Here is a 12,380-nt window from a genome sequence, read left to right on the forward strand (position 1 = left end):
GTTTGACGCGCTTTCAGCTGGAATATTGGCAGTTGTAGGGTCATTGCTGAAAACCGAACGCCCACAAAAAAGCCGCCCTCAAAGGGCGGCTTTTTCATTACATCAAACCAACACTTACAACTTAGGACCGGCAGCCTTGATCGCGTCGCTCACTTCAAACTTCTTGAAGTTCTCGACAAACAATCCAGCCAGTGCTTTAGCGGCTTCATCGTAAGCAGCCTTGTCAGCCCAGGTGTTACGTGGGTTCAACAGGCCAGTCTCAACGCCCGGTACAACCAATGGCACGTCGAGGTTGATGGTGTCGAGGTGTTCGGTTTCAGCACCGATCAACGCACCGCTCTGGATCGCTGCGATCACGCCACGGGTAGTCGGGATGTTGAAGCGCTTGCCAACGCCGTAGCCGCCGCCGGTCCAGCCAGTGTTAACCAGGTAAACCTTGGAGCCGAAGCCACGGATGCGCTTGATCAGCAGCTCTGCGTATTCGCCAGCCGGACGCGGGAAGAACGGTGCGCCGAAGCAGGTGGAGAAGGTCGACTTGATGCCGCTGCCGGAACCCATTTCGGTCGAGCCCACCAGTGCGGTGTAGCCGGACAGGAAGTGGTAGGCCGCTTGTTCTTCGCTGAGGATCGACACTGGCGGCAGCACGCCGGTCAGGTCGCAGGTCAGGAAGATCACAGCGTTTGGCTCGCCACCGAGGTTCTGCTCGGAACGCTTGGCAACGTGCTCCAGCGGATAGGCTGCGCGGCTGTTCTGGGTCAGGCTGACGTCAGCGTAGTCGGCGTGCTTGGCATCGTCGATAACGACGTTTTCCAGGACTGCGCCGTGCTTGATGGCTTTCCAGATGACCGGCTCGTTCTTCTCGGACAAGTCGATGCACTTGGCATAGCAACCGCCTTCGATGTTGAAGACAACGCCTTCGCCCCAGCCGTGTTCGTCGTCACCGATCAGGTAACGGCTTTCATCGGCCGACAGGGTGGTTTTACCGGTGCCGGACAGACCGAAGAACAGGGTCACGTCGCCTGCTTCGCCGATGTTGGCAGCGCAGTGCATTGGCAGCACGTCGGAAGCCGGCAGCAGGAAGTTCTGCACGGAGAACATGGCTTTCTTCATTTCACCGGCGTAACGCATACCAGCGATCAGCACTTTCTTCTGTGCGAAGTTGATGATCACGCAACCATCGGAGTTGGTGCCGTCACGCTCAGGAACGCATTCGAAGTTGGCGACGTTGAGCACTTGCCACTCATCACGGCCAGCCGGGTTGTACTCGGCCGGGTTGATGAACAGGCAACGACCGAACAGGTTCTGCCAGGCAGTCTGGGTGGTCATTTTCACGGCCAGGTAGTGATCGGCAGCCGCGCCTACATGCACGTGGGAAACGAAATGCTCTTGCGCGTTGTTGAACGCCTCGACGCGGTCCCACAGGGCATCGAACTTGTCGGCCGGGAACTTGCGGTTGATCGGGCCCCAGGCAATAGCGGCCTGAGTGGTCGGCTCGTCAACGATGAAACGGTCGACTGGCGAACGGCCGGTACGGTGACCGGTGCGAACAACCAGCGCGCCGGTATCGGCAAGCTCGCCTTCACCGCGATTCAGGGCTTCTTTAACCAGATCATCAACACTCAGATCGGTGTACACGGCGTTATTGGCTTGCGTCATGAGGTTCCCCATCGGCCAGTGGCCGAGTGCTCCAAACGTTTTGTAGTAGAAAGTCGTGCACTACTACCGCGAGAAAAAGTGGGCCGGATTATGCCAGAAAAGCCCAAAAAGAGTAGGGCCCTCCCGTCGTAACGGCGTAATACCGGCGCTAACCAGTGAATTTACCTGCGCTGAACCGTTTTAGTGACGGGTATCTGACGGCGTGTCGACGCCCGCCCCGGCGAATAATTGAGCGATATCGGCGGCATCGAACAGGTAGCGCTGATTGCAAAACTGGCAATCGATCTCGATGTTGCCACCGTGTTCGACGACCAGGTTTTGCGCATCTTCCACACCCAGGCTGACCAAGGCATTGGCCGAACGTTCGCGCGAGCAGCTGCAACGGAAGCGCAGTTTCTGTACGTCGAACAGGCGCACCTGCTCTTCGTGGTAGAGGCGATGGAGCACGGTTTCGTTGTCCAGGCTCAGCAGCTCATCGGCGGTCAGGGTGCTGGCCAGCGCGGTGAGGTGCTGCCAGTTGGCGGCGCGTTCTTCTTCGTCTTTCAAGCGGTCGGCGGGCAGTTGCTGCAGCAGCAGGCCACGGGCACGACGGCCATCGGCGTACAGCCAGAAGCGCGTACCGACCTGCTGGGACATGACGAAATAGTTGGTGAAGCATTCGGACAGGGTTTCACCGTCGAGGTCGACGATGCCCTGGTAGCGCTGACCCTGGGTCGGGTCGACCGTCAGCGCCAGGACGCCGTTGGGCATCAAGTCGGCCAGTGTCGCGTCAGGGGCGATCTGGTCGGCCTCGTATCGGGCCAGGCCGCGGATATCGCGCTCACTGGAACACTCGATCATCAGCAGCGGGATCGGGCCGTCGGAACGGGCCTGAAGGATCAGCAAGCCATCGAACTTCAGCGCACCGACCAGCAGCGAGGCGGCCGCCATCAGTTCGCCGAGCAGTTGCTGGACCGGTTCCGGATAGGCGTGCTTGGCCAGGACTTCGGCGTAGCTGAGCTCCAACGAGACCAGCTCGCCACGGGTGTCGCTGTCATCGAAGATGAAGCGTTGGGTGAAGTCGTTATCCGGTAGGTCGGTCATAGGTCTGGGTATCTGAATGGGTGACAATGGGGTTCAACGGTCAAAAATCGCGTGTGTTCGGCATGGCCGGTATTTTATGAACAATCCGGGGGTTGTTCCAAGCAAGGTGGAACGTCCGCCGGTTAGGGCTCTCGCGATTTTGCGTGTCTGGCACTGCTGGCCTTCTGGTTATGGCCTACAGGTCAGAGGCTGTGTGTGATTTTCGACGAGTGGCTGTTTGTCCGCTCGATGCGCCGCTGGCGAATCACCCGATATGGTTACTCAATCGGGTAATTACAAGTCTTCCCCAAGATCCGGTGGCGACTGGCGAGTGCTGCGCACTCGATCGCGGGCAAGTCGAATCGTCGCACCGCACGCTCCCACAGTAGACCGTATATCGCTGTGGGAGCGGGCTTGCCCGCGATGGCTGCAACTCACTCGTCGTTGCTGCTGCCACGGAACTTGAACAAATCCCGGCGCTGTTTCTTGCTCGGCTTGCCATCGGTGGTCATCCCCAACGCGCCTGCCTTGCGCTGGGCGGCGGCGTTTTCGCGCTTGGCGATGCTGGCCTCGGTTTCGGCATACAGCGTCTGAGCCTCCGGCGCGCCACGGCGAACGATCGACAAGGCCTGAACCACCACCGTGCGCTCTTCGAAACCTGCGCGAATCACAAATTCATCGCCTACTCTTGGCTCCTTGCCTGGTTTGCAGCGCTCGCCACGGCAATGCACCTTGCCGCTTTCAATCGCGGCCTTGGCCAAGGCTCGGGTTTTGTAAAAACGTGCAGCCCACAACCATTTATCGAGACGGACTTTGTCGTCCTCTTCGTTTTTTTGTGCCATGGGATTTCCTCATTCTGAAATATTGGTGAACTGTACTACCGTTTCAGTCGTACCAAGAATTCCACCGGCGCGGATTACAATGCATGCATTCCAGAACCTCCTCGGAGGGCTGGAAATCCGGGCCGTAGATATCTGTCGCCTTTTAACCATTATTCTGCGTGAATACCGCGAATTCGGCCGCTTGCGGACCGTGCGGTTTCTACCGGTTGAGCAACTTTGAAGACATTTGATCATTTGACCGTTGTCGGTCTGCGCGAGTGGGTGGCGCTCCCGGATTTGGGAGTCGCGGGCCTGCGGGCAAAAATCGACACCGGTGCCAGTACCTCCAGCCTGCATGCCACCGACATCGAGCCGTTCGAGCGCGATGGCGAGCAGTGGGTTCGCTTCACCGCGCACCTGGGCACGGTGGTGCAACTGCGTCATCGACGCTGCGAAGCACCGCTGGTGACGATGAAAACCATTAAAAGCTCCAATGGCCACGCGCAGAAGCGCTACGTGGTCAGCACCACCCTGGCCCTCGGTGATCGGGTCTGGCGGGTCGAGTTCACGCTCGCCTGCCGCAAATCCATGCGTTATCGCCTGTTACTCGGTTCCAAAGCCCTGATTCACGGCCAACTGGTGGTCAATCCGGGCATCAAGTACGTACAAGACAAGCCGGTGTTCCCGGTATCTACCTCCTCCACAGGTGTTGCATGAAGATCGCTGTGCTGTCGCGGAACCCGCGTCTGTATTCCACTCGTCGTCTGGTTGAAGCCGGTACCGAGCGTGGCCACGAAATGGTGGTGATCGACACCCTGCGCGCCTACATGAACATTGCCAGCCACAAGCCGCAGATCCACTACCGCGGCAAGCCGCTGGAAGGGTTCGATGCGGTGATCCCGAGGATCGGTGCGTCGGTAACGTTTTATGGCTGCGCGGTGTTGCGTCAGTTTGAAATGATGGGCGTGTTTCCGCTCAATGAATCGGTGGCCATTGCCCGCTCGCGGGACAAACTGCGCTCGCTGCAATTGCTGTCACGTCGCGGGATCGGTTTGCCGGTGACCGGGTTCGCGCATTCCCCGGATGACATTCCCGACCTGATCGACATGGTCAACGGCGCCCCGCTGGTGATCAAGGTGCTGGAAGGCACCCAAGGCATTGGCGTGGTGTTGTGTGAAACCGCGACGGCGGCGGAGTCGGTGATCGAAGCGTTCATGGGCCTGAAGCAGAACATCATGGTTCAGGAATACATCAAGGAAGCCGGCGGTGCGGACATTCGTTGCTTCGTGGTCGGCGACAAGGTGATCGCAGCGATGAAGCGCCAGGCCAAGCCAGGGGAATTCCGTTCCAACCTGCATCGGGGTGGCAGCGCCAGCCTGATCAAGATCACCCCCGAAGAACGCATGACCGCATTGCGTGCGGCGAAGGTGATGGGGCTGGCGGTGGCGGGTGTGGATATCCTGCGCTCCAATCACGGGCCGCTGGTGATGGAAGTGAACTCGTCACCGGGCCTGGAAGGGATCGAGACCACCACCGGGAAGAATGTGGCGGGGATCATCATTGAGCATCTGGAGAAGAATGGTGGGCCGAACATGACGCGCACCAAAGGGAAGGGTTAATCCAGATTGTTATGGCGGCCGCGAGGCCGCCTTCGCGAGCAGGCTCCCACAGTTGTGTGGGAGCGAGCCTGCTCGCGAAGGGGCCATCAGCCCCAGCCAGGATGTCAGCTGTTAAACCGCATCCCGAGGCAACATCAGCCCCAGCGGCAACCGCACTCGCGCTTCCAGTCCGCCACCGGACCGATTGCGCAGCTCGACATTCCCGCCATGCATCGAAGCAATCCGCTTCACGATCGCCAGCCCTAAACCAGTCCCCTTGCCACCCCGGGCACGATCCCCGCGGGTGAATGGATTGAAGATCGCTTCCAGCTCGGAAGGATCAATCCCCGCCCCACGGTCCATGACACTCAGCACCACATACGGTGCGCTGGTATCGCCGGAGACATAAGCCGCCACCTCAACGCCACTGCCCGCGTGATGCAAGGCATTGCCGATCAGGTTGTTCAACAGGCGTTTCATCGACACCCGACGCAACGGAAACGGCTGGATCGGCTCCAGGCGCAGACGTACCTTTTCTTCGTTCTGGTTATACGGCGCAGCAACTTCGCGAACCAGGTCGCTGAGGTCAACCTCTTCCACCGATTCGTCACGGCCATCGCGAATGAACGCCAGGAACTGGTCGAGAATCGCGTCCATATCCTCGATGTCGCGCACCATGTCGTCGGTGAGGTCGGTTCGATCCCCCATCAACTCGAGGGACAGGCGCAATCGGGTCAAAGGCGTACGCAAGTCGTGGGACACCCCCGCCAGCATCAGCTCGCGCTCTCGTCCGGCCTGCTCGACGTCCTCGGCCATCTGGTTGAAAGCGCGATACACCTCGGTCATTTCGCTGGGCGTGTCACTGATCGGCAGACGCACGCTGCGTCCCTGGCCAAGTTGCCTTGCGGCATACACCAGACGTTTCAACGGCTGATTGAGCTGACTGACGAAAATCCACGCCGACGCAGTCGACAGCAAGCCAATGGCGAGGAACCAGCCGAGCACGTTCCAGATTTTCTGGCCACGCAACGGATGCGGATACAGCGGCACTTTCAGCCAGCCATCGCCCAGGCTCGGTGCCCGGACCCACAGCGCTGGCGGTGAGTGCATGCGTAATCGAACTTCAGTATCGGCACCCAGCTCGGCCTGCATCTGCCGCTGGTAAATCTCGCTGTACGGCCAATGCTGTTCACCCTCCGGCACACCCGCCCCCACAACCCGGATCAGGGTGGCGGCATCGGCAATTTTTGCGCGGTTTTCTTCATCGGCGGCCCAGTAGGCGCGCAGCGTCAGGGCGACTCCGTGGCTGTATTGACGGTCCACCAGCACGTCTTCGTTCATCAACAGATAAACCAGGGTCAGCGCCTTGGAAAACAGGACGACGATCAGCACCAGCCAAAGGGTGCGGGAGAAGAAGCTTTGGGGGAACCAAACGGGGGTTTTCATGGATAACCGCTACACACTTGCAGGAGCGAGCGATGCTCGCATATTGCGGATCGCGAGTCTGCGGACAAAGTCATCTGACTACTGCCCGCAAGACCCGCTCCTACAAATCGCCGATCACTTGGTAGCGGCGCCATCCGGAACGAACACGTAGCCCACGCCCCAGACAGTCTGGATGTAACGCGGCTTGGACGGATCAGGTTCGATCATCCGGCGCAGACGGGAAATCTGCACGTCGATGGAGCGCTCCAGGGCATCCCACTCGCGGCCACGGGCCAGGTTCATCAGTTTGTCGCGGGTCAATGGCTGACGCGCGTTCATGACCAAGGCCTTGAGGACCGCAAACTCACCGGTGGTGAGCATGTGCACTTCATTACCGCGCTTGAGCTCGCGGGTCGCCAGCGACAGTTCGTAATCACCAAAGGTGACACTTTCATCTTCGCTACCCGGTGCACCTGGCACAGGCGTCGACTGACGACGCAGGACCGCTTTGACGCGGGCCATCAGCTCATCCGGGTTGAACGGCTTGGCCAGGTAATCGTCGGCGCCCAGTTCCAGGCCCTTGATACGGCTCAGCTCATCGCCCTTGGCGGTCAGCATGATGATCGGGATCTGATTGTTCGCCGTGCGCAGGCGGCGGCAGGCGGTCAAGCCGTCTTCGCCAGGCAGCATCAGGTCGAGGACGACCAGGTTGAACACTTCGCGCGCCAGCAGGCGGTCCATTTGCTCGGTGTTCGGTACGGCGCGGGCACGGTAGCCCTTGCTGACGAAAAAGCGTTCCAGCAGGCTGCTCAGCCCTGGATCGTCGTCAACAATAAGAATTTTTTCGCCTTCAGCAATGTTTGCAGTGCTGCTCATTAGATGCTCCTTTTAGCTCGGCGCGCATTATGGCGTAGCTGCCGTTATACGCACCGTGTGCATTGTTAGCAGATTTTTCCTCCACCGCCAGCAAGCCGGCCATTGTCCCTCCAGTCTGCGATGCCCCCGAACGGTCGAACGCTGGTTATAATGCGCGGCCTTTTGTGTCAGGCAACATCAGACAGGTACTACAGAACGGCGCCATTTATTTCCCGGGCGCGCGCAGTAATTGTTCGATTTCACGGGTCAATGGGGTGCCCTTTGATCCAGGCAGCGGCGCAGGCCAGGCCGCTCAACCAGACTCGCAGAGCCTCTATCTCTGCGCCTGCGAGCCTGCTTTCACAATTTGTCAGGTGGTTTTATGGACAGCATCAACAGCCGCATCGCCGAGGAACTCGGTGTACGCCCACAACAGGTCGAAGCGGCCGTCGCGCTACTCGATGAAGGCTCTACCGTTCCCTTCATCGCCCGTTACCGAAAAGAAGTGACCGGCAGCCTCGATGACATCCAGTTGCGGCATCTGGAAGAGCGTCTGCGCTACCTGCGAGAACTCGACGAACGGCGCATCAGCATCCTCGCCAGCATCGAAGAGCAAGGCAAGCTGACCCCGCAACTTGAGCGCGACATCAAACTCGCCGACACCAAGACCCGCCTCGAAGACTTGTACCTGCCGTACAAGCAGAAGCGCCGCACCAAGGGCCAGATCGCCCTGGAAGCCGGCCTCGGCGAACTGGCCGACGGTCTGTTCAACGACCCGTCCCTGACCCCGGACACCGAAGCCGCACGCTTCATCAACGCCGAAAAAGGCGTGGCCGATGTCAAGGCAGCCCTCGAAGGCGCCAAGTACATCCTCATGGAACGCTTCGCCGAAGACGCCGGTTTGCTGGACAAACTGCGCAGCTACCTGAAGCAGGAAGCCACCCTCAGTGCCCGCGTCATTGCCGGCAAGGAAGAGGAAGGCGCCAAGTTCCGCGACTATTTCGAACACGACGAACCGCTGAAAAGCATGCCATCGCACCGCGCGCTCGCCATTTTCCGTGGCCGTAACGAAGGTATTCTGAGTTCGGCGCTGAAAGTCGGCGACGAGTTGCCGGGCACCATGCACCCGTGCGAAGGCATGATCGGCCAGCAATTCGGCATTCAGAACCAGAACCGCGCCGCCGACAAATGGCTGGGCGAAGTGGTGCGCTGGACCTGGAAGGTCAAGCTCTACACCCACCTCGAAACCGATTTGCTGGGTGAACTGCGCGATGGCGCGGAAACCGAAGCGATCAACGTGTTCGCGCACAACCTGCACGACTTGCTGCTGTCGGCTCCGGCCGGCCCGCGCGCCACACTGGGTCTCGACCCGGGCCTGCGCACCGGTTGCAAGGTCGCCGTGGTCGACGCCACCGGCAAGCTGCTGGATCACGCCACGGTTTACCCGCACGTGCCGCACAACAAGTGGGATCAGACCCTCGCCGTTCTTGCCGCCCTGTGCGCCAAACATTCGGTCGACCTGATCGCCATCGGCAACGGCACCGCCAGCCGCGAAACCGACAAGCTGGCCGCTGAACTGATCAAAAAATACCCGGCGATGAAAATGACCAAGGTCATGGTCTCCGAGGCTGGCGCATCGGTTTACTCGGCGTCGGAACTGGCTTCCAAGGAATTCCCGGATCTGGACGTATCGATCCGTGGCGCGGTGTCGATTGCCCGTCGCTTGCAGGATCCACTGGCTGAGCTGGTGAAGATCGATCCGAAATCCATCGGCGTCGGCCAGTACCAGCACGATGTGTCGCAACTGAAACTGGCCCGTGGCCTGGACGCGGTGGTCGAAGACTGCGTGAACGCCGTGGGCGTCGACGTCAATACCGCCTCCGTGGCGCTGCTGGCTCGCATCTCCGGCCTCAACGCGACCCTGGCGCAGAACATCGTCAGCCACCGTGACGAACACGGCGCCTTCAAAACCCGCGCCGCGTTGAAGAAAGTCGCGCGCCTGGGCGAAAAAACCTTCGAGCAGGCCGCAGGCTTCCTGCGCGTGATGAACGGCGACAACCCACTGGATTCGTCGGCCGTTCACCCGGAAGCCTATCCGCTGGTGCAGCGCATTGCCGCCGAAACCGACCGTGACATCCGCTCGCTGATCGGCGACGCCAGCTTCCTCAAGCGTCTCGATCCGAAGAAGTACACCGACGAAACTTTCGGTCTGCCAACGGTCACCGACATCCTGCAAGAGCTGGAAAAACCGGGTCGTGACCCGCGTCCAGAGTTCAAGACCGCCGAGTTCCAGGAAGGCGTCGAAGACCTCAAGGACCTCGAACTGGGCATGATCCTCGAAGGCGTCGTGACCAACGTGACCAACTTCGGCGCGTTCGTCGACATCGGCGTGCATCAGGATGGTTTGGTGCACATCTCTGCGCTTTCGGAGAAGTTCATCAAGGACCCACGTGAAGCAGTGAAGGCCGGTGATGTGGTGAAGGTGAAGGTCATGGAAGTCGACATCCCGCGCAAACGCGTAGGCCTGTCGATGCGCATGAGCGACACCCCGGGCGAGAAAATCGACGGCGCTCGCGGCGCACGTCCGGGGTCGGCACCACGCCAGTCCCAGAACACTGCACCGCGCAAGGAAACCACGGCAGCGGCCCCGGCCAACAACGCTATGGCTTCGCTGTTCGCCAACGCCAAGCAGTTGAAAAAACGCTGATGGACATCCCTGCCGGGTACACCGAAAGCGCCTTTTTCAAGCTGCTGGGGTGTCGCTTGCACAGCCTGGAAACCGGGGTGGCGCACGTCGCCCTAGTGCTTGAGCCAGAGCTGCGCAATCGCGCTGGCAAGCTGCACGGCGGGGCCTTGTTCAGTCTGGTGGACATTGCCATGGGGCTGGCCTGTTCCAGCACTCATGGCTTTGACCAGCAGAGCGCGACCATCGAATGCAAGATCAACTACATTCGCGCCGTCTCGGACGGTGAAGTGATGTGCACGGCGCGAGTGATCCACCCGGGCCGCCGCACACTGGTGGTCGAGGCCGATGTGATGCAAGGCGACAAACTGGTCGCAAAAGCGCAAGGCACGTTCGCTGTCCTGTAGCTACTCGTCATCAATTTGAGTTAATTTCAGCGCTGTGACCGCAGCGCCGAAGTTTCCTGTGGGAGCGAGCCTGCTCGCGAAGGCGGTGTATCAGACAACATCAATGTTGACTGACACTCCCTCTTCGCGAGCAGGCTCGCTCCCACAGGGATTGCGCCGATCCAAAACCAGGCGAAAACGCCAGTTTTAACTTCACCCTTGTAGACCGTCTTGCCCACCCCCATATTGGGGCGACTGACGCGTGAAGGAATCCAACTTGAGCGAACTTCTCAACCGCCGCCTGGCCCTGCTTGGCGAGCGCGCTAACCTCTCTCTGCTCGAACAGTGCCTTCACGGCATCGAACGTGAATGCCTGCGCGTGACCGGCGAAGGTCGCCTGGCGCAAACGCCGCACCCGGAAGAATTGGGTTCCGCGCTGACCAACGAACAAATCACCACCGACTATTCCGAGTCGCTGCTGGAGTTCATCACGCCCGCCCTGCCCGATCCGGCGGATACGCTGGCGAGCCTGGACAAGATCCATCGCTTTGCCTACAGCAAGCTCGGCAACGAGTTTCTGTGGAGCCCCTCGATGCCGTGCCCGTTGCCGGCCGAGGAAGACATCCCGATCGCCTATTACGGCACGTCCAACATCGGTCAGCTCAAGTACGTCTATCGCAAGGGCCTGGCCCTGCGGTACGGCAAGACCATGCAGTGCATCGCCGGGATTCACTACAACTTTTCCCTGCCGGAAAAGCTCTGGCCGCTGCTCAAGGAATCGGAAGGCTTTGTCGGCACCGACCGCGACTATCAGTCCTCGGCCTACATCGCGCTGATCCGTAACTTCCGCCGCTACAGCTGGCTGCTGATGTACCTGTTTGGCGCCTCGCCAGCGCTGGACGCCGGCTTCCTGCGCGGTCGTTCGCACCAGTTGGAACAACTGGACCCGGACACCTTGTACCTGCCGTACGCCACCAGCCTGCGCATGAGCGACCTGGGTTACCAGAGCAACGCCCAGGCCGGTCTGACGCCGTGCTACAACGACCTGTCGAGCTACACCGACAGCCTGCGCAAAGCGGTCGCCACGCCGTATGCGCCGTACGTTGAAGTCGGCACGCACAAGGACGGTGAGTGGGTTCAGCTCAACACCAACATCCTGCAGATCGAAAACGAGTACTACTCCAACATTCGCCCGAAACGCGTGACCTACACCGGCGAACGGCCGATTCAGGCGTTGGTGGCCCGTGGCATTCAGTACGTTGAAGTGCGTTGCCTGGACATCAATCCGTTCCTGCCGATGGGCATCGACCTCACCGAGTCGCGCTTCCTCGACGCGTTCCTGCTGTATTGCGCGTTGAACGACAGCCCGCTGCTGACCAATACATCCTGCAGCAACGCCACCTCGAACTTCCTCAGTGTGGTCAAGGAAGGTCGCCGTCCGGGTCTGCAATTGCACCGCGACGGGCAGCCGGTGGACCTCAAAGAGTGGGCCAGCGAGTTGCTGGAGCAGATCGCTCCGTTGGCCGCGATGCTCGATCAGAGCCACGGTGGCGATGCTCATAGCAAGGCGCTGGATGTTCAGTTGGCCAAGGTCAGGGATCCGTCCCTGACGCCTTCTGCCCAGGTGCTGGCGGCGATGGCCGAGCACAAGGAAAGCTTTGCTCAGTTCTCTCTGCGTCAGAGCCGCGCGCATGCGGAGTATTTCCGCAGTGAGCCGTTGAGTGTCGAAGACCAGGCGAAATTTGAAACCCTGGCGCGTTCGTCGCTGGCGGCTCAGGTTGAGCTGGAGCAGAACGAAGTCGGCGATTTCGATGTGTTTGTCGGGTCGTATCAGGCGAGTATTCTGGCGATCAGTAACTGACCCCGGAAGGTCCTGCGGACCTTATCGCGAGCA

General features: G+C 60.1%; 10 protein-coding genes. 5 read left to right on the forward strand and 5 right to left on the reverse strand.

The genetic code is table 11. The annotated features are described in order from the left end of the window. Positions 1–114: 114 nt before the first annotated feature. The 3 genes from AC07N8_RS23775 to AC07N8_RS23785 all read right to left on the reverse strand — a co-directional run bounded on the left by AC07N8_RS23775 (position 115) and on the right by AC07N8_RS23785 (position 3,560). Entirely contained in the window at positions 115–1,656 is a 1,542-nt protein-coding gene (locus tag AC07N8_RS23775) for a phosphoenolpyruvate carboxykinase (protein ID WP_483840909.1), read from the reverse strand. A gap of 180 nt (positions 1,657–1,836) precedes the next feature. Further along, complete coding sequence (hslO, locus tag AC07N8_RS23780; RefSeq protein ID WP_483840908.1) at positions 1,837–2,739, reverse strand: Hsp33 family molecular chaperone HslO; 903 nt, start codon at positions 2,737–2,739, stop codon at positions 1,837–1,839. 413 nt (positions 2,740–3,152) lie between these two features. Then, on the reverse strand, positions 3,153–3,560 hold the full coding sequence (locus AC07N8_RS23785; RefSeq protein ID WP_027922234.1) for an RNA-binding S4 domain-containing protein: 408 nt from the start codon (positions 3,558–3,560) through the stop codon (positions 3,153–3,155). Between the two features lie 216 nt (positions 3,561–3,776). Here AC07N8_RS23785 and rimB point away from each other — a divergent pair, with 216 nt between their 5' ends. Together rimB and rimK are read left to right on the forward strand one after the other, a co-directional pair. Then, entirely contained in the window at positions 3,777–4,256 is a 480-nt protein-coding gene (gene rimB, locus AC07N8_RS23790) for a retropepsin-like aspartic endopeptidase RimB (RefSeq protein WP_007949200.1), read from the forward strand. Further along, positions 4,253–5,158 carry a 30S ribosomal protein S6--L-glutamate ligase gene (rimK, locus tag AC07N8_RS23795; RefSeq protein ID WP_007949201.1) on the forward strand — a complete coding sequence of 302 codons (906 nt, stop codon included), beginning with the start codon at positions 4,253–4,255 and terminating at the stop codon, positions 5,156–5,158. Before rimB ends, rimK begins: the two co-directional genes overlap by 4 nt. A gap of 111 nt (positions 5,159–5,269) precedes the next feature. Here rimK and AC07N8_RS23800 read toward each other — a convergent pair whose 3' ends face one another. Both AC07N8_RS23800 and ompR read right to left on the reverse strand, forming a co-directional pair. Next, a complete protein-coding gene (locus AC07N8_RS23800) occupies positions 5,270–6,583 on the reverse strand; it encodes an ATP-binding protein (protein WP_123436312.1) in 1,314 nt (437 codons plus the stop codon). Positions 6,584–6,697: 114 nt separating this feature from the next. Then, a complete protein-coding gene (gene ompR / locus AC07N8_RS23805) occupies positions 6,698–7,438 on the reverse strand; it encodes an osmolarity response regulator transcription factor OmpR (protein WP_427632099.1) in 741 nt (246 codons plus the stop codon). Positions 7,439–7,799: 361 nt separating this feature from the next. Here ompR and AC07N8_RS23810 point away from each other — a divergent pair, with 361 nt between their 5' ends. From AC07N8_RS23810 to gshA, 3 genes are all read left to right on the forward strand, one after another. Next, a complete protein-coding gene (locus AC07N8_RS23810) occupies positions 7,800–10,124 on the forward strand; it encodes a Tex family protein (protein ID WP_493145970.1) in 2,325 nt (774 codons plus the stop codon). Next, positions 10,124–10,507, forward strand: coding sequence for a PaaI family thioesterase (locus AC07N8_RS23815; RefSeq protein WP_483840906.1), 384 nt, complete (start codon positions 10,124–10,126; stop codon positions 10,505–10,507). The genes AC07N8_RS23810 and AC07N8_RS23815 overlap by 1 nt, the downstream gene beginning before the upstream one ends. Positions 10,508–10,763: 256 nt before the next feature. Then, positions 10,764–12,347, forward strand: a complete 1,584-nt coding sequence (gene gshA, locus AC07N8_RS23820; RefSeq protein WP_493145969.1) for a glutamate--cysteine ligase — start codon at positions 10,764–10,766, stop codon at positions 12,345–12,347. Positions 12,348–12,380 lie beyond the last annotated feature (33 nt).

It is taken from the genome of Pseudomonas sp. GW821-FHT10C09 (assembly GCF_059415465.1).